We start from the raw sequence: 23911 nt of genomic DNA, 5'->3' as shown, positions 1-23911 counted from the left end.
GTCGGCAGACGCTGACGGAACGCTATGACGCCACCATGGTGAACGGCGATCCGCGGCTGTTCGTGCAGCGCAACGCGACCGCGATGCTGACCAACGAGACCCGGCTGTGGCGGCCGATGCGCGCCGGCTTCGGCTGGGTGGTGGGCGGCAGCTTCACGCACAACCGGACGCGGCTGTCGCGCGCACTCGGCGCAGTCGAGGCACCGGTGCCCGTGACGGGCGTTACCAACCGGATCGACGAGGCGACGCTCTATGGCGAGGCCAGCGTCGCGCTGTTCCCCGGATTGATCGCGACCGGCGGCGCGCGCGTGACACGGGCCGCGCTGTCGGGAACGGGCCAGGATCTGGCGGAGGCCCTCGCTCCGGTCGCGCTCGCGCGTGCGCAGGTGACCGCCAGTCGTCGTGAAACGAGCCTGTTGCCGTCCGGATCGCTGATCGCAACCGTGCTGCCGCGGCTGTCGCTCTATGCCCGGTACCAGCAGGGGTTCCGGCCCGGCGGGCTCGCGATCGAGAGCGACTTCGTCCGGCGGTTCCGCAACGACCGGGTCCGCACGATCGAAAGCGGCATACGGTTCGGGCAGAGCGGGATCGACGCGGTATCCGTGTCGGCCGGGCTGTCACATACGCTCTGGGACGATATTCAGGCGGACTTCATCGACGGGTCGGGGCTACCGAGCACTGCCAATATCGGCAACGGCCGGATCTGGTCGGCAAGCGCGGCGGCCGCCTGGCGACCGGTCGCCGGGCTCACGATCGACGCCGGGCTGACCTATAACGACAGCCGGGTGACCGAACCCAGCCAGGCCTATGCCCTGGCGTTCGCGCGGATGAGCCAGGTTCCCAATATCGCCCGGTTCGCAGGGCGGTTGGGGCTCGACTATAGCCGGCCGCTCTGCGGTGACCTCGACCTGCGGGTCTACGGCTGGGCGCGCTATGTCGGCCGCTCCCGGCTCGGTATCGGCCCGGTGCTCGGGGAGGAGCAGGGCGATTATCTCGACACCGCGCTGACAATGCGGGTCGGCCGGCCGACACTGGGTCTGACGCTCGGCGTGACCAATTTGACGGATGGCACCGGCAATCGCTTCGCGCTTGGCACGCGTTCCAGATCGGCAGCGGCCAGATCACGCCATTGCGGCCTCGCACGTTGCGCCTGGGGATAGACGCGGCATTCTGAAAAGCTGCGCAGCCCGGCAAGGCTGCGCGGCAATGGTTCCGTCCTGTGTTCGAAACATATTCGAAAAGGGACCTGGTTCATGCGTCGTATCCTGCTTGCCTCTACCTGCCTGATGGCGGTCGTTCCGGCCCATGCGCAGACCACGATCGAGACCAAGCGCACCGATGCGGTGCGGACCTCGACCGTGAAGGCCGGGGCGCCGGATGCGATCCGGATCACGACGGCGGGATCGGTGACCCCTGCCGGCGGCACGGCGGTGACGATCGACAGCGTGCATGCCGTCACCAACGAAGGCACCGTCCAGGTCACCAATGCGGACAATGCCACGGGCATTCTCGCGGTTGCGGGGACCGGCGGCGGTATCACGAACAGCGGCAAGATCATCGTCGACGAGACCTATGAGGCGACCGACGTCGACAAGGATGGCGATCTCGACGGCCCCTTCGCTGCGGGCAGCGGCCGGACCGGCATCCGCACCGCAGGCGCCTATAGCGGTGCCATCACCAATACGGGCGCGATCACGGTCGAAGGGAACGAGTCCGCAGGGATCTGGCTCGGCGGCCCGCTGTCCGGCGCGCTCAAGACCGAGGGCACGATTGCGGTGACGGGAACGAACGTCGTCGGCGTGCGGACGAGCGACATCACCGGCAACGTCCGGCTTGCCGGGACGGTGGCGGCGATCGGGCAGGGAGCCGTGGCGGTCCGGCTCGATGGCGCGATCACCGGTGCGCTGGTGGTGCAGGGGGCGCTCGGCGCGACGGGCTACCGCACCACCACCGCGCCGGCGGATCCGTCGAGCTTGATGCCGACGACCTGTTGCAGGGCGGATCGGCGCTGGTCGTCGCGGGCAACGTGTCGGGCGGGATCGTCTTCGCGGTGCCGCCAAAGGATGCCAGCACGACCGACAATGACGAGGACAAGGACGGGATCGACGACAGCAAGGAAGGATCGGCGTCGGTGACCGCCTATGGCGCGGCGCCCGCGGTCCAGATCGGGTCGGCGACCAATGCGGTCGCGATCGGCGCAGTCGCGGGTAGCGGCACGAATTTCGGCCTGATCGTCGATGGCGGCATCGGTGGCAGCGGTGTCTATGCGGGTGTCACCGCGACCGGCCTGTCGATCGGCGGCCTTGGTGGCAGCGTGTCGATCGTCAACGGGATTGCGGTCAACGGCACGGTCCAGGCGCAGGCCAACGGGGCGAGTGCGACCGCGATCCGGATCGGCAGCGGCACGACGACGCCCGAACTGCGCAATGCCGGAACGATCGCGGCGGCAGGCGGCGGTACGACCGCGTCGCTGTCGAGCGCGGTCCTCGTCGAGGCGGGCGCGACGGTCGGCACGATCCGCAACAGCGGGACGATCAAGGCGAGCGCACAGGCCGCCGATGGCAGCGCCACCGCGATCCTCGACCGGTCCGGCCGGGTGACGCTGGTGGAGAATAGCGGGGCGATCACCGCAAGCGGTGCACTCGCGACGTCGGAGCGCAACGTCGCGATCGACCTGTCTGCAACGACGGCGGGCGCCACCGTCCGCCAAACCGCGGTCGCGGCGGGCGTCACGGCGCCGAGCATCGTCGGCGACGTCCGCTTCGGTACGGGGAACGACGTGTTCGAGATCGCCGATGGCACCGTGTCGGGCACGACCCGGTTCGGCGGCGGCGCGAACCGTCTCGCGCTGTCGGGCGACGCAGCCTATGCGGGGGCGGCGCTCTTCGGCACCGGCAACGACACGATGGCACTTGCCGGGACGGCGGTGTTCAGCGGCGCGGCGGATTTCGGTGGCGGGGCGGACACGCTGACCATCGGCGGGACATCGCGCTTTTCGGGCACGCTCGCGAACAGCGGCGGGCTGGCGGTGACGGTCGCAGGCGGTACGCTCGACCTGACCAAGGCGGCAACGATCGCGTCGCTGGCGATGGGTTCGGGCAGCGTGCTGGCGGTGACGCTGGACAAGACCGGGGGGACGGGGACGTCGATCACCGTCGCCGGGGTGGCATCGTTCGAGAAGGACACCAAGCTCGCGCTCAAGCTCGCCAGCATCACCGGTGCGGAAGGACGGTACACGGTCCTGCGTGCGGGGAGCCTGACCGGCGCGGCAAACCTGACCGCCTCGACCACGCTGTTGCCGTTCCTTTACAAGGGTAATGTCGCGACGGGCACGGGCAACGACGTTGCGATTGACATCGTCCGCAAGACCACGGTCGAACTCGGCCTCAACCGCTCGCAGACTTCCGCCTACAATGCGGTCTATGCGGCGCTCGGTACTGACGCCAAGGTCGGCCAGGCGTTCCTGAACATCAATGACGGCGACGCATTTCGCGGATCGCTGCGCCAAATGCTTCCGGATCATGCCGGCGGGACGTTCGAGACCGTGACGATGGGCTCGCGCGCGACCGCCCGGGTGATCGCCGACCCGCACGGCCCGTTCAAGGACGAGGGGCAGTGGGGCTATTGGGTCAGCCAGGTCGGCTGGGGCACGTCGAAGAGCATCGGCGATACCGGCGGCTATGACGTGACCGGCTGGGGCGTCTCCGGCGGGGCCGAATACAAGACCGGGCTGGGCAATATCGGTGCCTCGCTCGCCTATCTCAGCGGTCGCGATGCCGATGAGGGGACCAGCAACGAAGTCAGTTCCAATCAGTATGAGCTCGCGGCCTATTGGCGTGGGCACTGGGGCGGGCTGAACGCCAATGCCCGCGCCTCGGGTGCACGGATCGGGTTCGACGGCGTGCGGCGATTTGCCGGCACCGCGGGGACCGAGGCGGTCCAGCGCGTGTCGAGCGCGGACTGGAACGGCACGCTCTACTCGGCGTCGGGCGGCCTGTCCTATGATGCCGATCTGGGCAATATCTCGTTCCGGCCGATCATCGCGGTCGATTATTACAAGCTGAAGGAGGACGGCTATAGCGAAACCGGGGGCGGCACCGCGATCGATCTGGTCGTCCAGTCGCGCAGCAGCGACGAACTGGCGGTCACCGGCAGCGCGGCGCTGGGTCTCGATCTCGGCGGGCAGAACCAGGACGCAGGCTGGTTCCGCTTTGAGCTCGAGGGCGGGCGGCGCGAACTCGTTGGCGGGGGGCTGGGTGCGACGACCGCGGCCTTTGCCGGCGGGACCGCGTTCACGCTGACACCCGAGGAGCGCACCAGCGGCTGGGTCGGCAAGCTGCGCGCGGTCGGCGGCAATGCAGCGTTCCGCTTCGGCGGCGAATTCAACGCCGAGGAGCAGCAGGGCCGCGCCGCATTGTCGCTGCGCGCAAGCCTGCAGATCGGGTTGTAACGACGGAAGACTGGTCTGCCCGCGTCAGCGCGGTGCGGACCAGTCCCCGGACTTGCCGCCGCGCTTTTCGAGCAGGCGGATCCCGTCGATCTCCATCGCCTTGTCGATCGCTTTGGCCATGTCGTAGACGGTGAGCAGCGCGACCCCGACCGCGGTGAGCGCTTCCATCTCGACGCCGGTCTTGCCGTCGGTCGCGACGGTTGCGGTCGCGGTGACGCCGCTGGCGTCGACGTCGAGGTCGAGCGTGATCTTCGTCAGCGGCAGAGGGTGGCACAGAGGGATCAGATCACTGGTCCGCTTGGCGGCCATGATCCCCGCAACGCGGGCGACGGCGATGACGTCACCCTTCTTGGCCGAGCCCTCGGCGATTGCGCGCGCGGCCTCGGCCGACATTGTGATCCGGCCGGTCGCGACCGCCTCGCGTGCGGTCGGCGTCTTGCCGCCGACATCGACCATCCGCGCGGCACCCGCCGCATCGACATGCGTCAGCTGGCTCATCCGACCAGCGCCCGCGTCGCGGCTTCGACATCGTCCTGGCGCATCAGCGCTTCCCCGATCAGGAAACACCGGATCCCGCGCTCGGCCATCGCGTCGAGGTCGGCGCGCGTCGTCAGCCCGCTTTCGGCGACGAAGGTACAGTCGCGCGGTGCCTTGTCGACCAGGTCGTAGGTCCGTTGGAAGTCGACGGTGAAGTCGCGCAGGTCGCGGTTGTTGACCCCGATCAGCCGCGATTTGAGCTTGAGCGCGCGATCGAGTTCGTGCGCATCGTGGATCTCGACCAGTACGTCCATCCCGCATTCGAGTGCCGAGGCCTCGATCTCCGCCATCTGAATATCGTCGAGCGCGGCGACGATGATCAGGATCGCGTCGGCGCCGATCGCGCGCGCCTCGGTCGCCTGCCACGGGTCGACCATGAAATCCTTGCGCAGCACCGGAATCGACACGGCGTCACGCGCGGCGGACAGATAGGCGTCAGCGCCCTGGAACCATTTTTCGTCGGTCAGCACCGAGAGGCAGGCGGCACCGCCCGCCTCATAGGCGCGGGCATGCGCGGGGGGATCGAAATCGGCGCGGATCAGCCCCTTGGACGGACTGGCCTTCTTGACCTCGGCGACCAAGGCATAGCCGGACTTCGCATCGAGCGCGGCGCGGAAGCCGCGCGGCGCGGACATGCGGGCGATGCCGGCATCGATGTCCGACAACGAGGTGGTGGCCTTGCGCGCGGCGACTTCGGCGCGCTTGGTCTCGAGGATACGGTCGAGCATGGTCATGTCAGTAGGCGATCCAGCGGTCGAGCAGCGCGTCGGCGCTGCCGGTGTCCAGGGCGGTGGCGGCGAGCGCGGCGCCTGCGACAAGGGTGGGGACGGTCCCGGCGACCATCAAGGCCGCGGCGGCGTTGAGCAGGACGGCGTCGCGGTAGGCGCCCGCCTCGCCCTTCAGCAGGCGGCGGAGCGCCTCTGCATTATGGGCGGCATCACCGCCGCGAATTGCCGTGATCGCATGCCGCGGCAACGCTGCATCGTCGGGCGTGACGCGCGCGGGAAGCGCGACGTTGCCGATGGACGCAACGACGCTGGGGCCCGCGCCGGACAGTTCGTCGAGCCCTTCCTCGCCGGAGACGACGAGTGCGGCCTGGGTACCGAGCTGGGCGAGGGCATCGGCGTAGAGCGGGACATAATCGGGCCGCGCGATGCCGATGAGCTGACGCGTCGTTCGCGCGGGATTGGCGAGCGGCCCCATCAGGTTGAAGATCGTCCGCCTGGCGATACGCTGACGGATCGGGGTGATCCGCTTCATCGCCGGATGGTGATTGGCGGCGAACAGGAAGGCGATGCCGATGTCGCGCAGGCTGGCCTCGGCGGTTGCGCCCGCGCGGTCCATGTCGAGGCCGAGGACTTCGAGCGTGTCGGCGGCGCCGGCCTTGCTCGAGGCGGCACGGTTGCCATGCTTGGCGACGGGCACGCCGCAGGCTGCGACGACGAGCGCGACGGCGGTCGAGACGTTGAGCGTATGGTGGCCATCGCCGCCGGTGCCGCAGACGTCGATCGCGCCCGGCGGCGCATCGATCGGGATCATCCGCTCACGCAGCGCACGCGCGGCCTCGGCGATCTCGATACTGGTTTCGCCTCGCTCGGACATGGCGATCAGGAATGCGGCGATCGCGTCTTCGCTGGCGCGCGCGTCGAGGATGTCGGCAAACGCCGCACGCGCGGTCTCGCGCGAAAGCGGCGTCGTCGGATCTGGCAGGAGCACGGTGGTCGTCATCGATCGAGCCCCTCGCACAGGCGGTCGGGCAGCTGATGCGGAATCCCCGCGAGCGTCAGGAAATTGGCGAGCATCGCGTGGCCGTGTTCGGTCGCGATGCTCTCGGGATGGAACTGCACCCCGTGGATCGGCAGCGTCGCGTGGCGGAACCCCATCACGCTGCCATCCTGCGCGGTCGCGTTGACGACGAGCGTGTCGGGGACCGCGTTGACGATCAGCGAATGATAGCGCGTCGCGATAAACGGCGAAGGGAGGCCGGCATAGAGGCCGGTGTCATCATGGACGACCGGCGACGTCTTGCCGTGCATCAGCCCGCCACGTTCGACCTTGCCGCCGAAATGCTGCCCGATCGCCTGATGGCCGAGGCAGACGCCAAGCAGCGGCCTGCCGGCATCCGCGCAGGCGGCGACGAGGTCGAGGCTGACGCCCGCTTCGGTCGGCGTGCAGGGGCCGGGGGAAATGAGAAACGCCTCCGCGCCGGACGACAGGGCCTGTCCAGCGGAGATCGCATCGTTGCGGACGACCTCCACCTCGACACCCAGTTCCATCAGATAATGGACGAGGTTCCAGGTGAAGCTGTCGTAATTGTCGACGACCAGGATCATGCGTTCGCCATAGACGAAGTCGAAGCCGGTGCAACGGGGATGCGCATCGGGCGACGCTGCACATCATGTCGGCCATAATCGGTGCAGGGCAAAGCGCGGGGCATGCTATTCAGCACGGAGCAACCTGCGGCGGCAGACGTTGTCTGTCTGCAAGGAGTTTTCCACCAATGTTCCGTCTCACCGTCCTCGCCGCGCTGATCGCGCTTCCCGCCCTCGCTTCGGCGCAGGAGCAGACGGCCGAACAAGGCCAGCCCCCGCAGCGCATCCGCAGCGTTACGCTGGGGGCTGGGCAGAAGTGCCCGACATCGACCAATGGCGAGATCGTCGTTTGCTCGACGCTCGATCAACCCTATCGTATTCCCAAGGAACTGCGCGATACCGCACCGATCGCCGCGCAGAACCAGAGCTGGGTCAACCGGGCTGCAACCGTCGATCAGGTCGGCCGCGTCGCGGGCGGGCTGCCGGACACCTGTTCGCCGGTCGGTACGGGTGGACAGTCGGGATGTGCGCTCGCGCGTGCCCGCGCCTATTCGGCCGAGCGTCGTGCGCAGGCTGCCGGGCAGGCTATCGATCCCTGACGCCACAGCGAGCGCTATCCGGATCCTAGGCCGCGGTTGTCATCTGACGCCCGCGGCCTTTTACTGTGTTTGTCGAACGATGGCGGGATTACTGCCCGTAGGACGTCCCGCGGCGCGCGCGACCGCTTCGCGGGCGGCGGCGAGGATCGCCCCGGCCTTGGCCTCGCATTCGCGCTGTTCGGACACGGGATCGCTGTCCGCGACGATTCCCGCCCCGGCCTGTGCATGGATCATCCCGTCCTTCACGACCGCGGTCCGCAACACGATGCACGAGTCCATCGATCCGTCGGGAGAGAAATAGCCGACGCCGCCGGCATAGGCGCCACGTCGTTCGGGTTCGAGTTCGGCAATGATCTGGCACGCCCGGACCTTGGGGGCGCCGCTGACTGTGCCCGCCGGGAACCCCGCGAACAGCGCATCAAGCGCATCGCTGCCGGGCGCGAGCGACCCGACGACGTTCGAGACGATGTGCATGACATGACTGTAGAATTCGACGCCGTAGCTTGCCGTGACGCGGACCGACCCCGGCGCCGATGCCCGTCCGACATCGTTGCGGCCGAGGTCGAGCAGCATCAGATGCTCCGCGCGTTCTTTCGGATCGGCCAGCAGGCTGGTCCGGTTCGCCTCGTCCTCCGCAGCACTGCGGCCACGTGGGCGGGTCCCGGCGATCGGGCGGATCGTCACCTCGTCGTCGCGGACGCGGACGAGGATCTCGGGCGAGGATCCGATCAGCGCGAAGCCGGGAAGATCGAGGTGGTAGAGGAAGGGCGACGGATTGATCCGCCGCAGCGAGCGATAGAGCTCGAACGGCGGGAGCGTGAACGGCGTGCTGAAGCGCTGGGCAAGGACGACCTGGAAGATGTCCCCGGCCACGATATAGTCCTTCGCGCGCGCGACCATCGCGCCGTAGCGATCCGGCGACAGCGCCGGCGTGTAGGACGGCTCTGGTGAGACCGCCCGGACCGGCGCCGGTACCGGCGTGGTCATGAGCTTCGCGGCGACGGCGTCGAGTCGCTCTTCGGCACGCGCGACGATCGTGGCGGGATCCATCGCGGGATCCGGCCAGGCGGGGGCGACAAGAAACAGCGCATCGGCGAGCCGGTCGAAGACGAGAACCACCGAGGGACGCACGAAGATCATGTCGGGCAGGCCGAGCGGATCGCTGTCGGGTTGCGGCAGGGTCTCGACCAGACCGACCGTCTCATAGCCGAAATAGCCGACCAGACTGGCGAGCGCGCGTGGCAGCTCCTCCGGGACGTCGCTGCGGCATTCGGCGACCAGAGCGCGCAGGGCATCGAGTGTGGGCAGCGCACAGGGCTCGAACGCCTCGCGATCCGTCGACCAGTGACGGTTGATCTCGGCACGATGACCCGCGGCACGGAACAGCAGGTCGGGCGCAAGGCCGATCAGACTGTGCCGTCCGCGTGTTGCGCCGCCCTCGACCGACTCGAGCAGGAAGTCGCCACGCCCCGGCTCGATGAGCTTGAGGGCGGCGGCGACCGGCGTCTCCGTGTCGGCGACCTGCCGCCGCCAGACGAGGGCAGGGCGTCCGGCGGCGAGCGCCGCGCGTGCGAGCTCAGTTATTGGAACCACCCTGTGCCAGCAGTTCGGCCCGGACGCGGGCGACGGCCTTCGGATCGGTCTTCACGCCGACCTGCGCGCGGACGGCCTTGACGAACTGGTCGACATATTCGCGGCCGACACTGCGCGCGATCGAACCGCGAGCGGCCTGGATCGCCGCCTGGTTGCCGGTCGCATTGCCGCGATCGATCTTGTCGAGCTTGACCACGAACCAGCCATCGGGGCCGGCGATCGTCTTGGCGGTACCCTGCGCCATGCTGAACATCAGGCGCAGCACGGGCGGGGTGTTTTCGGGGTTCTGCATGATCTGCGCGCGCGACGCCGTGACGGGGCGCGCGGGCGGGACAGGGAAGCCCGACTGCCCCAGCGCCTGCTGCAGCGGCATGCCCTTGTTGATCCGGGCCAGCGCGGCATTGGCATATTTGCGGGCGGCCTGGCTGGCGCGGTCGGCCATCAGGTCGCGCATCACGGCAGGACGGACCTGTGCGAGCGGACGGGGTGCTGCACGAACGACACGGCCGAGCGCGACGACCGCGAAGCTGCCGTCCGACCCGGTCTGGACCATCTGCGGCGCATCACCCTCGGTGGCCTGGAACGCGGCGCTGACGATCGGCGCAAGCGCGGCGTCGGGCTGGGTGGCGGGCGCGTCGGGGTTGGTGCCGTTGGCAACGAGGCCGGGCGTGGTGATCGCGGTCAGCTTGCGGTCCGCGATGATCTCGTCGAACGTCGCATTGTCCGACAGGCCATCGTCGATCGCGTCATGGATCTTGCCGAGCGCTGCCTGTGCCTTTTGCGCGCTGAGTGCTGTGGCGATCTCGCCCCGTGCCTGGTCGAGCGTCTTGGCGGGGACGTTCTGGATCGAATCGATGCGAGCGATCGTCCAGCCGAGCGGCGTACGGACGGGGCCGACAACCGCGGCATTCGCTGCCGCGAACACGGCATCCGCGACCTGCGGGCTGGTCGTGCCGGCATAGGCGGCCTTCTCGACAGCCGTCTGCGTCGATGCCTCGAGCCCGGCGGCGCGGGCGGCGTCGGCGATCGCGGTTCCGGCCTTCACCTTGGCAGCGATCGCGGTGGCGCCTGCCTGATCAGCGACGACGACCTGCGTGATCGTGCGCTTCTCCGTCGGGGCATAGCGGGCGCGATCCTGCCGATACTGCGCGGCGATTTCCGCGTCGGTCGGGACGGCCTGCGCCTTGACCTGCGCTGCGTCGACGACGGCGTAGCGGATGACGCGGCGTTCGGGGATCGTGTAGCGCGCGACGTTGCGACGATAGAAGGCGTTCAGTTCGGCGTCGGTCGGCGCAGGGCCGGCCGGCACCGCGGCGGTCGGGATGAAGCCGACGAGACCGCTGCGCTTCTCGAGCAGCAAGGAGGCGAAGGGGAGGGCGAGCTGGCTCGGGACCTGCGACGCGCCGCGCGTCGGCAGGATCAGCTGCTGCGCATAGGTGTCGCGGACGATGTCGGCGCGAATCTGCGCGTCGGTCAGCTTCCGTTCGACCAGCACGCGCTGATACAGGGACGGATCAAACTTGCCGGTCGGGCCCTGCAGCGCGGGGATGCTGGCAATCTGCCCGTCGACCGCGCGCTTGCTGACGACCATGCCCTGCTGCCGGCCGAACTGCTCGAGCGCGAGGCTCGCCGTGATGCGGTCCAGCGTGCCGTCGAAGCCGCCCTGCTGGACATAGCTCGCCATGTCGAGCGTCGGCTGCTGCTGGCGGAAGCCTTCCATCTCGGTCTGGACACGCGTGCGAAGCTCGTTCGCCGTCACGTCCGCCTTGCCGACCGTCGCGACGTCGTCGGCGGCGATGCCGCTTGTTCCGCCGCCCAACCCGGTCATGTCACCCGCCGCGAAGGCGAGTGCGATGACGCCGAGGAGGCCGAAGGTGATGATCACGCCGAACCTCGACTGGGTGAGGCGGCGGAAGAAACTGAGCATGAATGGCCGATCGACAGGGACTGAGTTCCTTCCGCTTTACGGTGCGCATCGGCGCGCTTCAAGCTTGTGCCGTTCCGTGTCGGCGCTATCCGGGACCGATGATGATCGGGAGAGTGCGATGCGGCGCAAGTTGGTAGCGGGAAACTGGAAGATGAACGGGTCGCGCGCGGCGCTGGCCGAACTCGACGCGATCGCGGCGGCGGCGGCGGCGGCGCCGGACGTCGATGTGGAAATTGCCGTGCCCTTCACGCTGATCGCCGCGGCGGCTGATCGCGCGCCGGCGCTCGCGATCGGTGCCGAGGATGTGCACGAGGCCGATTCGGGCGCGCATACGGGTTGCGTTTCGGCGGGGATGGTGAAGGAAGCGGGTGCGCGCTTCACGATCGTCGGTCATTCGGAACGCCGTGCTGACCAGCACGAAACCAGCCACGACGCCTGGGCGAAGGCGGCGGCGGCGCGGCGGCAGGGGCTGCGCGTCATCCTGTGCTGCGGCGAAACCGAGGCCGAACGCGATGCCGACCGGGCCGAACGTGTCGTGCAGGCGCAGATCGAGAAGTCGGTGCCCGACAATGCGGACGGGAGCTGGTTCACGCTGGCCTATGAGCCGCGCTGGGCGATCGGCACCGGACGCACCCCGACGCTCGACGAGATCGCCGCGATTCATGCGATCGCGCGGGCGAAGCTGCGTATGCTGATCGGCGATGCGGCAGCGGGCGTGCGGATCCTCTATGGCGGGTCGGTGACGGGCAGCAATGCCGCGGCGATCCTAACGACCGCGAATGTCGACGGCGCGCTGGTCGGTGGCGCCAGCCTGACTGCGGACAAGTTCGTCCCGATCATCGAGGCCGCGGCGAGCATCGACAGCGTCGGCTGACCCGCCGAGAGCGCGGCACGCCCTATCGTCGGGCGTGCCGCGTCAGGCCTTTGGTCAGGGGGCGCCGTACCGCGTGCTCAGCATCGCGAAGGCGGCGCGCAAGGCATAGGCCTCGCCCCCTTTGGGGCGGCCGGGCTTCGCAATCGGGCGCCAGGCGAACACGTCGAGATGCGCCCAGGCGATGCCGGGCGGCACGAAGCGGCGCAGGAACAGCGCCGCGGTGATCGCGCCGGCAAAACCGCCATCGGGCGCGTTGACCAGATCGGCGATGTCCGACTTGAGCATGTCGTCATACCCGTTCCACAACGGCATCCGCCAGAGCGGGTCGGCTTGGTCATGGCTGGCGGCGATCAGCTCGGCTGCGAGCGTCTCGTCGTCGGTGAACAGCGGCGGAAGATCGGGGCCGAGCGCGACACGCGCCGCGCCCGTCAGCGTCGCGAAGTCGAGGACCAGCGCAGGGCGGTGCTCGACCGCGCGGGTCAGTGCGTCGCCGAGAACGAGCCGCCCCTCGCATCGGTATTGGTATTCTCGACCGTCATGCCCTGTCGCGTGTCGAGTACGTCGCCCGGGCGGAAGGCATTTCCGGCAATCGCATTCTCGACCGCGGGGATGAGCAGGTGGAGCCGGACGGGGAGCTTCGCCCCCATCACCAGCCCGGCCAGGGCGAGCGTGTGCGCGGCGCCGCCCATGTCCTTCTTCATCAGCCGCATGCCCGCCGACGGCTTGATGTCCAGGCCGCCCGAGTCGAAGCAGACGCCCTTGCCGACCAGCGCAACGCGCGGGTGCGTGGGGTCGCCCCATTCGAGCTCGATCAGCCGGGGCGCGCGTGCCTCCGATGCTGCCTGGCCGACCGCGTGGATCATCGGATAGCCGCTGGCGAGCGCGTCGCCGCGCGTCGTCGTCACGGTCGCGCCATGCCGTGCGGCGAGCGCTTCGACCGCCGTCTCGAGCTCGGCGGGACCGAGATCCGATGCGCCGGTGTTGACGAGGTCGCGGACCATTGCGGTCGCCTCGGCAAGACGGATCGTCGGCTCGATCGACGCGACTTCGCTCGTCAGCAACACGCGCGCAGGCTTCGCGGCGGGCTTGCGATAGCGATCGAACTGATGCTGTGCGAGCATCCAGCCGAGTCCGGCACCCCCCACGTTGCCCTGCGCGAGGCGGTAGGTGCCCGCGGGGAGTGTGGCACCGAGCGAGGCGATCCGCCACGGCGACGACATCGCCTCGTCACAGACGAGCAGCATCGACCATGTGTCAGGGGCGTCGCCGGGCAGCACGGCGCGGTCGCCGGGCTTGCCGGTCAGGCCATGCGCCGCGACCGCGGTGCGGATGCGCGGCGGCTGAGCACCGAGCCAGCTCGCAAACTCCTCCGGACGGACGACGTGGATCGGCGTGGCGGGCTGGCCGCGGTCGGGCTGAAGCAGGGAAGAGAAATCGGTCATTGCGTGCCAGTTACTGAGAGGGAGCCACGAGGAATTGTTCGTACCGGCCGCTCGCACCGGGTTCGGCATAGGTGCTGAGCGAGAGCGTACGGTCGGGATAGGTGATGCGATAGGTGCGGTTGACGAAGCCGCCGCGCAAGCGGGCGCGGCCGGTCTGCGCAAAACCGGTCGGTTCGCCGAGCGCGCCGAGGCTCGACTTATAGTCCGCGAGCGCGACCGGCTTGAAATAGAAATTGGCGTCCTCGGTCAGGCGGCTGCGGTCGAGCGTGCCGGTGCGGAGCTGATCGTAGACTGCGCGTGCCCTGGGCAGGGCGGCGGCATCTTCTGCGCTCGCGGCGGGGGGTGGCAGGACGATCTTCGCGATCCCGCTCGAGATGCGGCCGACCGCATCGCTGAACCAGCTGTTGGTAAGCACGACGATCGCCGCCTGATCGTCGGGATACACGATGTTCTCGGACAGGAAACCGACCGCCTCGCCGCTATGCTCGACGTAGCGACGCCCGTTGGTGGTGCCAGTCGAGACGCCGAGGCCATAGCCATTGGTCGATCCGTCGACGAGCCTGATAGGGGTCTCCTGCGCCGCCCAGTCGTCCGCGGGCAGCGTGGTGCGGGTAAGCCGCGCTACGTCCCATTTGGCGAGGTCCCGCGCACTCATCGACAGCTCGCCCGCGGCATAGAGCCAGCCCGGCGCACTCGGCGTCTCGGGACGGACGGGCCCGAGCGCGAAACGGCCATAGCCTTGTGGAAAGCCCTTGCCGATCGCCTTGTCCTGATCGAGTGCGCGAATGTCGAGCGGCTTGAAGATGCGCTGCTGCAGGAAGTCGAGCAGCGGTTGTTTCGCGATCTTCTCGACGATCAGGCCCGCGACGACATAGCCGGTGTTGGAATATTGCCACTGCGTGCCCGGCTCGAAATCGAGCGGCTTCTTCCCCCAGCGATCGACGATCTGCTGCGGCGTGACGGGGGTCGCCATTGCCGCAAAGCTGTAATCCTGCGGCCAATAGTCCTGCAGGCCCGAGGTGTGGCTGAGCAACTGGCGGATCGTGATGCGGTCGCCGCCGGTCACGCCGGGGACATATTTTGCCACCGTATCGTCGAGGCTCAGCCGGCCCTCATCCTCGAGCAGCAGGATCGCGGCGGCGGTGAATTGCTTCGAAATCGACGCGATCTGGTAGGGCAACGCCGGATCCGCCACGGCGATCGTTTCCGACGGCTTGCCATAGGCCTTGGCGAATATGATCCGCCCGCCGCGCACGATCGCGATCGATGCGGACGGGACGCCCGTATCGCGGAGCGAACCGGCAACGAGCGTATCGATCTGCGAGGTTTCCGCAGGCGTGAGCGACTGGGCGATGGCTGGGAGAGGAAGCGCGAGCGCGGCGAGCGTGAACAGGCGAAACAGCATGGCGACATCGAAGCAGAAGGCGGGTGTCGGCGCAACGTCGCAACTTAATGTCGAGCTAGCTGAGGAGCTTAACCCATATCAGGTTAAACGGCGGAACACGCTCGAGCGCGGGGACGTTTCAGCGGCATCGATCACGTCATCAAAACAGATTGGGAACTGCCATGCTCTGGACCATCGCCGTCATCTTGCTCGTCCTCTGGCTTGCCGGTTTCGCCTTTCACGTCGCGGGCGGGTTGATCCACATCCTGCTGGTGATCGCGGTGATCGTGGTGCTCGTGAAGCTGTTCACCGGTCGCAACGTCGTCTGAACGTGTGAGCCCCAAGGTGCAGGCGTTTTCGCGTGCACCTTGGGGTAGTACCGTTGCGTCAAGACCGACGCAGGCGCGTCAGACCGGCACGCCGTACAGATCATGGTCGTCGGCATCTTCGATCGTCACGGGTACGATATCGCCGACCGTCAGGTGACCTGCGTCGCGCAGGAAGACCTCGCCGTCGATCTCGGGCGCATCCGCCTGTGAGCGACCCGTCGCCCCTTCGTCGTCGACCACGTCGATGATCACGTCGAGGGTCCGGCCGATCTTGGCCTGCAACTTGGCCGCGGAAATCGCCGCGGTCTTTTCCATGATCCGGGCGTAGCGCTCTTCCTTGAGCTCCTCGGGCACATGGTCCGGCAGCAGGTTGGCCGCCGCGCCCTCGACCGGTTCGAACCGGAACGCGCCGACGCGGTCGAGCTGCGCCTCGTCGAGCCAGTCGAGCAGATACTGGAAATCCTCCTCGGTCTCGCCGGGGAAGCCGACGACGAAGGTCGAGCGGATCGTGATGTCGGGCGCGATCTCACGCCATTTGTGAATGCGCTGGAGCACCTTGGCGTCGTTGCCTGGGCGCTTCATCCGGCGCAGCACCGCTGGCGCGGCATGCTGGAACGGAATGTCGAGATAGGGCAGCACCAAGCCCTCCGCCATCAACGGGATGACGTGGTCGACGTGCGGATAGGGGTAAACGTAATGCAGCCGCACCCACGGCGCGATCTTGCCGAGTTCGCGCGCGAGATCGGTCATGTGCGCACGAACCTCGCCGCCACCCTTCAACGGCCAGACCGAGTGGCGCAGGTCGACGCCATAGGCCGACGTGTCCTGGCTGATGATTAGCAGCTCCTTCGTACCCGCGGCGACCAGTTTTTCGGCTTCGCGCAGGATCGCGTCGGGACGACGGCTGACGAGATCGCCGCGCAGGCTCGGGATGATGCAGAAGGAGCAGCGATGGTTGCAGCCCTCGGAGATCTTCAGATAGCTGTAGTGGCGCGGCGTCAGCTTGAGCCCGGCATCCGGAATCAGGTTAAGGAATGCGGAGGGCGGCATCGGAGCGGCTTCGTGGACCGCGCCGACGACCTGCTCATATTCATGCGCACCGGTGATCGCGAGCACCTGCGGGAAGCGCGCGCGAATCGCCTCGGCTTCCTTGCCCATGCAGCCGGTGACGATGACACGGCCGTTCTCGGCGATGGCTTCGCCGATCGCCTCGAGGCTTTCTTCCTTCGCCGAATCGAGAAAGCCGCAGGTATTGACGAGGACAACGTCGGCGCCGGCATAGTCGGGCGACATCTGATAGCCGTCGCCGCGCAGCTGCGTGAGAATCCGCTCGCTGTCGACGAGGTTCTTCGGACAGCCGAGCGAGACCATGCCGATCTTGGGCGGAGTGGGGAGTATGGTTGCCATGGGAGCCGCGCACATAGGCGCAAAGTTCGGTTTTTTCTAGGCGGTCGAGATGCGATCCGTCATGGCCGGGTCTGAGGACAGGGAAAGGGACCCAAAATGCTGGCGATTGGATTGATGTCGGGGACATCGCTCGACGGGATCGACGCCGCGCTGATCGAGACCGATGGCGAGGCGATGGTCCGCCCCATCGCGTTCCGTGGGGAGCCCTATTCGGATGCGGCGCGCGCGGAACTGTTCGACGCGACACGGATGGCGCTGACGTTCGATCGGCCGCGCGCCAGTCCGCCAATCGTCGCGGCGGGTGATCTCATCACGCGTACGCATGTCTTCGCGGTACACAAGCTGCTGGCGGATGCCGGTGTCGCCGCAGCGGAAGTAGACGTGATCGGGTTTCACGGACAGACGATCGCGCATCGGCCCGATCGGGGCTGGACCTGGCAGATCGGCGACGGCGCGGCGATGGCACGCGCCACGGGGATCACGACGGTATCCGATTTCCGGTCAGCCGATGTGGCGGCGGGGGGGCAGGGCGCGCCGCTGTTGCCGGTCTATCATGCGGCGCTGGCGTCCACGCTCGACGGGCCGGTCGCGGTGCTGAACCTGGGCGGGGTCGGCAACATCACCTTCATTCCCGGTGCGACAAATGGCAACGACTCGCTGGTCGCGTTCGATACGGGGCCGGCGAACGGCCTGATCGACAGCTGGGTCGAGGCGGAGACGGGCGCGCGCTACGACAAGGGGGGCGCGCTGGCGGCGGCGGGGCGCGTCGACGAGACGGTACTGACGGCGATGCTCGATCACCCGTTCTTCGATGCACCGCCGCCCAAGTCGCTCGATCGCAATGACTTCACGATTCAGCCGGCACGCGGGCTGTCGGCGGCGGATGGCGCGGCAACGCTGACCGCATTTACTGCGGAGACGGTTGCGGATGCGGTCCGGCATCTGCCCGCGCGACCAAAGCGGCTTTTGGTCGCGGGCGGTGGACGTCATAATCCGACGATGCTGGCCATGATCGCCGCGGCGACCGGGCTGGGCGTTGAGGCGACTGACGCGCTCGGGTGGAACGGCGATGCGCTGGAGGCGGAAGGTTTCGCCTATATGGCGGTGCGGACGCTCCGCGGGCTGCCGATCAGTTTTCCAGGAACGACGGGGGTGCCAGCGGCGATGGCTGGCGGGGTCGTCCACGCGGTTTAAGGCTACTGAACATGCGAGAGGTGATGGCCCGCCTTTGTCGGCGGGCCATGCATTTCGATTAGTGGGACTTCTTCGGCTTGCCGGGCTTCTTGGGCGCGGGCTTTGGCGGAGTCTTCTTTTCCGGTGCGTCCTTTGCGCGGAGCGCAGGTGCGGCGATCGCAGCAGCAATGCCGGCGACCAGCGTGGCGCCGACCGCGATCGCGGTCTTCGGGTGCGACTTCACCGCGTCGGTGGCGGTGGCGATGCCGGCCTTTGCCGCGTCCGTCGCATCGTCCATCCAGTCGCCCTTCGCGGCGGGGGCCGGCGTGGCGTCGTCGTCATGCTTGACCTTGGCATGGGGCATGGCGGAATTCGGGATCGACGACATAAGCTATTCCTCGCACAGGGATGATGCACGCTAAACCGACCGGATCCATGACGGTTCCGTTACGGGATCGCGCAGGCGGGGCCTTAGCGCTTGCGGGTCAGCTCACGCATCGCGTTGTCGAGACCGGCGAGAGTCAGCGGGTACATGCGGTCGGTCATCAGTTCGCGCATGAGGCGGACCGATTGCGAGTAGCCCCATTGCGCCTCGGGCACGGGGTTGAGCCATGCCGCAGACGGATAGGTGGTCGTCAGGCGCTGCATCCACACCGCGCCCGGCTCCTCGTTGAAATGCTCGACCGAGCCGCCGGGATGGGTGATCTCGTACGGGCTCATCGACGCGTCACCGACCAGCACGAGTTTGTAGTCGTGGCCGAACTTGTGGAGCACGTCCCACAAAGGTGTGCGCTCGGCGAAGCGGCGCGTGTTGTCCTTCCACACGCCTTCGTAGGGGCAATTGTGGAAATAATAGAATTCGAGGTTCTTGAACTCGGTGGTCGCGGCCGAGAAGAGCTCCTCGCAGAGCTTGACGAAGGGATCCATCGATCCCCCGACGTCGAGGAACAGCAGCATCTTGATCGCATTGCGGCGTTCGGCGCGCATGACGATGTCGAGATAGCCCTGACGTGCGGTACCGGCGATCGTGCCGTCGATGTCGAGTTCGTCCGCCGCGCCGTCGCGCGCGAACCGGCGCAGGCGGCGCAGCGCGATCTTGATGTTGCGCGTGCCGAGTTCGCGCGTGTTGTCGAGATTGCGGAACTCGCGCTGGTCCCAGACCTTGAGCGCGCGCTTGTGCCGGCTCTCGCCGCCGATGCGGACGCCTTCGGGATTGTAGCCGCCATTGCCGTACGGAGAGGTGCCGCCGGTGCCGACCCATTTGTTGCCGCCCTGATGGCGTCCCTGCTGTTCCTCAAGCCGCTTCTTGAGCGTCTCCATGATCTCGTCCCACGAGCCCAGCGACTGGATCGCGGCCATCTCGTCCGGGGTGAGGAATTTCTCCGCGACCGCCTTCAGCCAATCCTCGGGGATGTCGGTCGGCGTCGTGCCATAGCTCGTGGCGAGGCCGCGGAAGACCTTGGCGAAGACCTGGTCGAAGCGGTCGAGCAGCCCCTCGTCCTTCACATAGACCGCGCGGGAGAGGTAGTAGAAATCTTCGGGTGTGCGCTCGATCACCTCGGCGTCGAGCGCCTCGAGCAGGAGCAGATGCTCCTTGAGACTGGCCGGGATGCCCGCGCTGCGCAGCTCGTCGAGAAAGTTGAGAAACATTTCCTCATCCTGCCTCTCCAGCCCCGCGAAGTCGAGGGGCGAGTCGAGGATCGGGTATGCGCGGTCAGCTGCCCGGGACGTATGCGTCGATCAGCGCACCGACATAATCCGGATTGCGACTGGTCAGTTCGGCCGCGGGTCGCGCATCGCCGTGGATGAAGCCGTAGACGGGGTAGATCCCGCCGCCGAGGCCGTCGACATCCTTGTACCAGACCTTGACGCGGCTCCAGTCATTGGCTGGCGAGACGTCGAACAGCGTGACGTCCTGTTCGGCATGACCGCGTTCGCCGTTCTGGCGCGACCAATTGGCATGGGTCAGCATCACGACGCGCTTCTCGACGACGCGGCTGATGACCGCGACATGCCCCATAGGCAGGCGGGCCGTCTTGGCGAAGACGATGACGGAGCCCGTCTTTGGTCGGTGCGTCCGCTCGTACCGGCCATCGGCCTGACGCCACCAGGTCCAGGCATCGCCATAGATCTCGATCCCCGAGGCCGCCCGCGCAAACGGAACGCACTGGCCGACATAGTCGAGCAGCGATGCCTGTGCAGCAGACCCCGCGCCGATCGTGAGGACAGCGGAGAGAAGGGCGCGACTGAAGCGATTCATCCCGTGATCCTAAAGGCCGTCCCATGACCGCCATGTTGCCGCCTGTGGTTAATGGCATGACGATGCGCCAGCCTCAATATGGATTAGACGACAAGGCGTTGCGCGCGTGCGGTAGTCCGTAAAGCGCCCAGTCGGTTCCCGACAGCATCCCCCGGCGGCGGACGGTCCGGAGCGTATAGACGCGTCCGCAGCGTCGCGTCGTGGCCGCCGCGCCGCCGTCGTCGAGATCGACAAAGACGAACTGCGCAGGTCGGCATTCACTCGTCAGAACGAGCGGATAGCGCGCCGTCGCGGCTGCGACCCGAAGCGGGGCAACGGGCTGGAGGTGATCGACATGAACGCGCGCGCCGCCCGGTGCTTCGATGCGGACGCGGGCGATGGCGGCATCGATATCGCCGCGTCGTCGCTTAATGTCCTGCGCGATGTCGTCGACTATGCCGATCGCGAGGAGGGTGAGAGCGAGCGCGGCCAGCATCCTTGACCGCGGGCCTTTCGTCAGCGCGGTGGCGATCAGGTCGGTCAGGAGCAGCAGTATAGCCACGCTGGAGAGCAGAAAATAGCGCGGCATCCCCGTATTGGCGACCTGAAGCGTGGCGAGGGCGATCGGCAGTCCTGCAATGGCGAGCATCGCCAGCCATGCCATTGGTCGTCGTTGCGCCACGGCGGCCATTGCCGCGACGCATAGTGTGAGCGCGAGCACCGCGATCCACCAACGCGGCAAGGCGGATGCGCCGAGCGTCGTCGCCAGCATGACCTGCAGCGCGCTGACCAGGCTTGCGAACGAGAAGGGCACATAATCGCCGACCTGCATGCCGCCGGGGCTTGCGGCCGCGGCGCCGAAGACCAGCGTGACGACGAGCAGGACGGCAACGAGGCTCGGCAGCATCAGCCGCGCGGTCATCGCGGCGGCCGTCCCTGTGGCAACCCGCTGGCGCAGCGTCAGCGCGACCCAGCCGGCGATCGCGACCACGAAGAACAGCATCGTCAATTGCGACAGGAGTCCGAGAATGGTCAGCAGCGCAAGCAGCCCCGGCGCATGGCGGGGCGCAGGGCCAGGGGCGTTGAGCCAGCGTGCGGCGACCAGGATCGCACCCACCGCGCACAGCAGCATTGGCGCATAGCCGCGCGCTTCGCTGCCATAATTGACCAGGATCGGCGACAGCGCGAACAGCGCTGCACCGACCAGTGCATGTGCCGCGGAGCGCCGCGCACCGATCGCAGCGACGACCAGCACCGTGGCGGCGCCGGTGACGATCGACAGCGCACGCAGGGCCAGCGGCGGCGCGGCATAGCCGACCGCCTGCATCCACAAGCTGTTCAGATGGTGGTTGTTGTCGTGGTTGATCGAGGTGAACACGGCCCAGGGTGTGTCCGCCCTCGCCACCAGCACCGCAGACCACGCCTCGTCGACCCACAGCCCGCCATGGGCCGATAGGATCCGGACCCAGACCGCGACGCCCAGGATCGCAAGCAGAGCGTATGCCGCGGGGAGGGACAGGTTGTGACGCACCCCCGGAGCATTAGCGCGCAACTGATTAAAGCCGCGTTTTCAGCGTCGCTCAGGCGGACCGTTCCGGCCGCTGCTGTCTCGTCGCTCCCGAAGCTACCCCTGGTTCTTCTGCCGCTTTGCCATGAAGGCGAGGCGTTCAAAGAGCATCACGTCCTGTTCGTTCTTAAGCAGTGCGCCATGCAGCGGCGGGATCGCCTTGGTCGGATCGCGGTTCTGCAGCGTCTCGAGCGGCATGTCCTCGTGCAGCAGCAGCTTGAGCCAGTCGAGCAGCTCGGAGGTCGAGGGCTTTTTTCTTGAGGCCGGGGACGTCGCGGACGTCGTAGAACAGGTCCATCGCGCGCGAGACGAGCATGCGCTGGATCCCGGGGAAATGGACGTCGACGATCGCCTGCATCGTGTCGCGATCGGGGAACTTGATATAGTGGAAGAAGCAGCGGCGCAGGAATGCGTCGGGCAGTTCTTTCTCGTTGTTGCTGGTGATGATGACGATCGGACGCTCGACCGCGCGGACGGTTTCCTTGGTCTCGTAGACGTGGAACTCCATCCGATCGAGTTCCTGCAACAGGTCGTTCGGGAACTCGATATCTGCCTTGTCGATCTCGTCGATCAGCAGGACGGGCGGCGCCGGCTGAGTAAACGCCTCCCAGAGCTTGCCCTTGCGGATATAATTGCCGATGTCGTGGACGCGCTCGTCGCCGAGCTGGCCGTCGCGCAGGCGGGCGACCGCGTCATATTCGTACAGCCCCTGCTGCGCCTTGGTCGTCGACTTGATGTTCCATTCGATCAGCGGCGCGCCGAGCGCCTTGGCGATCTCATAGGCGAGCACGGTCTTGCCGGTGCCGGGCTCACCCTTGATGAGCAGCGGGCGGCGTAACGTCACCGCGGCGTTGACCGCGACCTTGAGGTCGTCGGTCGCGACATAGCTCTGCGTGCCTTCGAAGCGCTTCATGCCCATTCCCGTCAGAATCGAATTCCCGGTACGGATAGAAGCTGTTGGGTATCCGACGCAACCCGGACGATGGCGACACCGACAGCCATCGGGGTTCGTGGCAAGGACCGGACGGTGTACGGAACGATCGCGCGGCGAAACGGCGCGGCTGGAGGAGGCATCACGATCATCATGCTGAACAGGCGGGCCGTCCTGTCGGGCGTTTCCGCAACGCTCGTCACGCGTCCGGCCTTCGCACGCAGCGTGGCTCCTCCGCCCGGCGTCGCCGACTATGAGACCGCGAGCGGCGGCCATGTCGGGCTCTACGCGCGCAACCTGATGACGGGGAGGGCGATCGCCTGGCGTGCCGATGAGCGGTTCGTCATGTGCAGCACATTCAAGGCGTCGCTCGCCGCCTGCGTGCTCGACGGGGTCGATCGCGGCCGCTTCAGGCTTGCGGACGAGATCGCGCTCGTCCCCGCCGACTTGCAAGACTGGCACGCGCCCGTCGCCCGGCAGAATCTGGCGCGGGGCGAGATGTCGCTTGGCGAAATGTGCCGAGCGGCGGTCGAGCAGAGCGACAATAGCTGCGCCAACATCTTGTTGCAGCGGATCGGCGGTCCTGCGGCGCTAACCGCCTATTGGCGGGGTCTCGGCGACGATGTCAGCCGGCTGGACGATATCGAGCCGTTCCTGAACCGTACGCCGCCGGGTGGGTTGCGCAACACGACGACGCCGAGGGCGATGGCGGCGACGATCGGACGGCTGACGCGTGGTCCGGCGTTGTCGCCCTCGTCGCGCGCGCTGCTCATGCTGTGGCTCCGGCAATGCCGGACCGGCGACGCGCGGTTGCGGGCCGGTCTGCCGCGCGGATGGGCAATCGGCAACAAGACGGGGAACAACGGCAAGGACGCGGCCGGCGACGTCGGGGTGTTGTGGCGCGATCCCGACACGCCGATCATCATCAGTGTCTACACGCGCGGCGGCACGCCGACCGAGGCGCAGTTCAAGACGTTGTTCTCAGAGGTTGCCCGGGGAGTTGCTACGACACTGGCCTAGGCTGCGTGTGCGATCCGTTCAGAGATCGCCGCGCGCGCTGGCGCGGGCTTCGAGCAGCGACCAGAGGCCGCGATGCTGGGCGTAGAGCTGCTGCGCCCCGAAGGTGATGGCGCGCCGCGTACCGTGC

General features: G+C 67.6%; 20 protein-coding genes and 2 pseudogenes. 8 read left to right on the top strand and 14 right to left on the bottom strand.

What is annotated here, in order from left to right:
• From NI18_RS11655 to NI18_RS28010, 3 genes are all read left to right on the top strand, one after another.
• On the top strand, positions 1-1160 hold a 1160-nt coding region (locus NI18_RS11655; RefSeq protein ID WP_306286387.1), incomplete at its 5' end, for a TonB-dependent receptor.
• A gap of 93 nt (positions 1161-1253) precedes the next feature.
• Positions 1254-2135, top strand: a complete 882-nt coding sequence (locus NI18_RS28015; RefSeq protein WP_347574848.1) for a hypothetical protein — start codon at positions 1254-1256, stop codon at positions 2133-2135.
• A 770-nt stretch (positions 2136-2905) separates the two neighbouring features.
• The gene (locus NI18_RS28010; RefSeq protein WP_347574849.1) at positions 2906-4450 is read left to right on the top strand and encodes an autotransporter domain-containing protein; all 1545 of its coding nucleotides are present in this window, start codon (positions 2906-2908) and stop codon (positions 4448-4450) included.
• A gap of 24 nt (positions 4451-4474) precedes the next feature.
• Here NI18_RS28010 and moaC read toward each other — a convergent pair whose 3' ends face one another.
• The 4 genes from moaC to NI18_RS11630 are packed head-to-tail and all read right to left on the bottom strand — an operon-like array spanning position 4475 to position 7320.
• Entirely contained in the window at positions 4475-4948 is a 474-nt protein-coding gene (moaC, locus tag NI18_RS11645; protein ID WP_031440384.1) for a cyclic pyranopterin monophosphate synthase MoaC, read from the bottom strand.
• Entirely contained in the window at positions 4945-5721 is a 777-nt protein-coding gene (trpC, locus tag NI18_RS11640) for an indole-3-glycerol phosphate synthase TrpC (RefSeq protein ID WP_031440383.1), read from the bottom strand. Before trpC ends, moaC begins: the two co-directional genes overlap by 4 nt.
• A gap of 1 nt (position 5722) precedes the next feature.
• Positions 5723-6715 (bottom strand): anthranilate phosphoribosyltransferase, encoded by a 993-nt coding sequence (gene trpD, locus NI18_RS11635; RefSeq protein WP_037530005.1) that lies wholly within the window; start codon positions 6713-6715, stop codon positions 5723-5725.
• The gene (locus tag NI18_RS11630) at positions 6712-7320 is read right to left on the bottom strand and encodes an aminodeoxychorismate/anthranilate synthase component II (RefSeq protein WP_037530004.1); all 609 of its coding nucleotides are present in this window, start codon (positions 7318-7320) and stop codon (positions 6712-6714) included. The genes trpD and NI18_RS11630 overlap by 4 nt, the downstream gene beginning before the upstream one ends.
• A 167-nt stretch (positions 7321-7487) precedes the next feature.
• Here NI18_RS11630 and NI18_RS11625 point away from each other — a divergent pair, with 167 nt between their 5' ends.
• Entirely contained in the window at positions 7488-7898 is a 411-nt protein-coding gene (locus tag NI18_RS11625) for a hypothetical protein (protein WP_031440380.1), read from the top strand.
• A gap of 60 nt (positions 7899-7958) precedes the next feature.
• On the opposite strand, the gene NI18_RS11620 is transcribed toward NI18_RS11625, so the two are convergent.
• Entirely contained in the window at positions 7959-9491 is a 1533-nt protein-coding gene (locus NI18_RS11620; protein ID WP_052149160.1) for a chorismate-binding protein, read from the bottom strand.
• Positions 9475-11418: a peptidylprolyl isomerase gene (locus tag NI18_RS11615; RefSeq protein ID WP_037530003.1), complete on the bottom strand. Its 1944-nt coding sequence runs from the start codon at positions 11416-11418 to the stop codon at positions 9475-9477. Before NI18_RS11615 ends, NI18_RS11620 begins: the two co-directional genes overlap by 17 nt.
• 118 nt (positions 11419-11536) lie before the next feature.
• Here NI18_RS11615 and tpiA point away from each other — a divergent pair, with 118 nt between their 5' ends.
• Complete coding sequence (gene tpiA, locus NI18_RS11610; protein ID WP_031439877.1) at positions 11537-12292, top strand: triose-phosphate isomerase; 756 nt, start codon at positions 11537-11539, stop codon at positions 12290-12292.
• A gap of 54 nt (positions 12293-12346) precedes the next feature.
• Here the strand turns inward: tpiA and NI18_RS11605 are convergent.
• Together NI18_RS11605 and NI18_RS11600 are read right to left on the bottom strand one after the other, a co-directional pair.
• Positions 12347-13734, bottom strand: a pseudogene (locus tag NI18_RS11605) (leucyl aminopeptidase family protein).
• Between the two features lie 10 nt (positions 13735-13744).
• The gene (locus NI18_RS11600; protein WP_031439879.1) at positions 13745-15139 is read right to left on the bottom strand and encodes a serine hydrolase domain-containing protein; all 1395 of its coding nucleotides are present in this window, start codon (positions 15137-15139) and stop codon (positions 13745-13747) included.
• Positions 15140-15300: 161 nt separating this feature from the next.
• On the opposite strand from NI18_RS11600, the gene NI18_RS24360 reads away from it, so the two are divergent.
• Positions 15301-15447 carry a lmo0937 family membrane protein gene (locus tag NI18_RS24360; protein WP_107045915.1) on the top strand — a complete coding sequence of 49 codons (147 nt, stop codon included), beginning with the start codon at positions 15301-15303 and terminating at the stop codon, positions 15445-15447.
• 78 nt (positions 15448-15525) lie between these two features.
• Here NI18_RS24360 and rimO read toward each other — a convergent pair whose 3' ends face one another.
• Positions 15526-16854: a 30S ribosomal protein S12 methylthiotransferase RimO gene (rimO, locus tag NI18_RS11595; RefSeq protein WP_037530002.1), complete on the bottom strand. Its 1329-nt coding sequence runs from the start codon at positions 16852-16854 to the stop codon at positions 15526-15528.
• 96 nt (positions 16855-16950) lie between these two features.
• Between rimO and NI18_RS11590 the strand changes: the two genes are divergently transcribed.
• A complete protein-coding gene (locus NI18_RS11590; protein WP_037530001.1) occupies positions 16951-18048 on the top strand; it encodes an anhydro-N-acetylmuramic acid kinase in 1098 nt (365 codons plus the stop codon).
• A 58-nt stretch (positions 18049-18106) separates the two neighbouring features.
• On the opposite strand, the gene NI18_RS11585 is transcribed toward NI18_RS11590, so the two are convergent.
• The 5 genes and pseudogenes from NI18_RS11585 to NI18_RS11565 form a co-directional block, all read right to left on the bottom strand.
• Positions 18107-18415 carry a hypothetical protein gene (locus tag NI18_RS11585; RefSeq protein WP_037530000.1) on the bottom strand — a complete coding sequence of 103 codons (309 nt, stop codon included), beginning with the start codon at positions 18413-18415 and terminating at the stop codon, positions 18107-18109.
• Between the two features lie 83 nt (positions 18416-18498).
• Positions 18499-19677: a VWA domain-containing protein gene (locus tag NI18_RS11580; protein WP_037529999.1), complete on the bottom strand. Its 1179-nt coding sequence runs from the start codon at positions 19675-19677 to the stop codon at positions 18499-18501.
• A gap of 64 nt (positions 19678-19741) precedes the next feature.
• Entirely contained in the window at positions 19742-20287 is a 546-nt protein-coding gene (locus tag NI18_RS11575) for a CHAP domain-containing protein (RefSeq protein WP_031394952.1), read from the bottom strand.
• A 73-nt stretch (positions 20288-20360) separates the two neighbouring features.
• On the bottom strand, positions 20361-21797 hold the full coding sequence (locus tag NI18_RS11570) for a hypothetical protein (RefSeq protein WP_037529998.1): 1437 nt from the start codon (positions 21795-21797) through the stop codon (positions 20361-20363).
• 93 nt (positions 21798-21890) lie between these two features.
• Positions 21891-22746 (bottom strand): annotated as a pseudogene (locus NI18_RS11565) (MoxR family ATPase).
• Between the two features lie 69 nt (positions 22747-22815).
• Here NI18_RS11565 and bla point away from each other — a divergent pair.
• Complete coding sequence (gene bla, locus NI18_RS11560; RefSeq protein WP_306286386.1) at positions 22816-23784, top strand: class A beta-lactamase; 969 nt, start codon at positions 22816-22818, stop codon at positions 23782-23784.
• Positions 23785-23911: the final 127 nt, after the last annotated feature.

The organism is Sphingomonas sp. Ant20 (assembly GCF_000783375.1).
Classification (GTDB): domain Bacteria; phylum Pseudomonadota; class Alphaproteobacteria; order Sphingomonadales; family Sphingomonadaceae; genus Sphingomonas; species Sphingomonas aerolata.
The sequence above is the reverse complement of the archived record's forward strand: the minus strand, read 5'-3'. Positions and strand labels throughout refer to the sequence as shown.

Bases quoted from the DNA above. Each gene is read 5' to 3' on its own strand.
- NI18_RS28015 (WP_347574848.1), top strand. From the start codon at position 1,254: ATGCGTCGTATCCTGCTTGCCTCTACCTGCCTGATGGCGGTCGTTCCG.
- NI18_RS28010 (WP_347574849.1), top strand. From the start codon at position 2,906: ATGGCACTTGCCGGGACGGCGGTGTTCAGCGGCGCGGCGGATTTCGGT.
- moaC (WP_031440384.1), bottom strand. From the start codon at position 4,948: ATGAGCCAGCTGACGCATGTCGATGCGGCGGGTGCCGCGCGGATGGTC.
- trpC (WP_031440383.1), bottom strand. From the start codon at position 5,721: ATGACCATGCTCGACCGTATCCTCGAGACCAAGCGCGCCGAAGTCGCC.
- trpD (WP_037530005.1), bottom strand. From the start codon at position 6,715: ATGACGACCACCGTGCTCCTGCCAGATCCGACGACGCCGCTTTCGCGC.
- NI18_RS11630 (WP_037530004.1), bottom strand. From the start codon at position 7,320: ATGATCCTGGTCGTCGACAATTACGACAGCTTCACCTGGAACCTCGTC.
- NI18_RS11625 (WP_031440380.1), top strand. From the start codon at position 7,488: ATGTTCCGTCTCACCGTCCTCGCCGCGCTGATCGCGCTTCCCGCCCTC.
- NI18_RS11615 (WP_037530003.1), bottom strand. From the start codon at position 11,418: ATGCTCAGTTTCTTCCGCCGCCTCACCCAGTCGAGGTTCGGCGTGATC.
- tpiA (WP_031439877.1), top strand. From the start codon at position 11,537: ATGCGGCGCAAGTTGGTAGCGGGAAACTGGAAGATGAACGGGTCGCGC.
- NI18_RS11600 (WP_031439879.1), bottom strand. From the start codon at position 15,139: ATGCTGTTTCGCCTGTTCACGCTCGCCGCGCTCGCGCTTCCTCTCCCA.
- NI18_RS24360 (WP_107045915.1), top strand. From the start codon at position 15,301: ATGCTCTGGACCATCGCCGTCATCTTGCTCGTCCTCTGGCTTGCCGGT.
- rimO (WP_037530002.1), bottom strand. From the start codon at position 16,854: ATGGCAACCATACTCCCCACTCCGCCCAAGATCGGCATGGTCTCGCTC.
- NI18_RS11590 (WP_037530001.1), top strand. From the start codon at position 16,951: ATGCTGGCGATTGGATTGATGTCGGGGACATCGCTCGACGGGATCGAC.
- NI18_RS11585 (WP_037530000.1), bottom strand. From the start codon at position 18,415: ATGTCGTCGATCCCGAATTCCGCCATGCCCCATGCCAAGGTCAAGCAT.
- NI18_RS11580 (WP_037529999.1), bottom strand. From the start codon at position 19,677: ATGTTTCTCAACTTTCTCGACGAGCTGCGCAGCGCGGGCATCCCGGCC.
- NI18_RS11575 (WP_031394952.1), bottom strand. From the start codon at position 20,287: ATGAATCGCTTCAGTCGCGCCCTTCTCTCCGCTGTCCTCACGATCGGC.
- bla (WP_306286386.1), top strand. From the start codon at position 22,816: ATGGCGACACCGACAGCCATCGGGGTTCGTGGCAAGGACCGGACGGTG.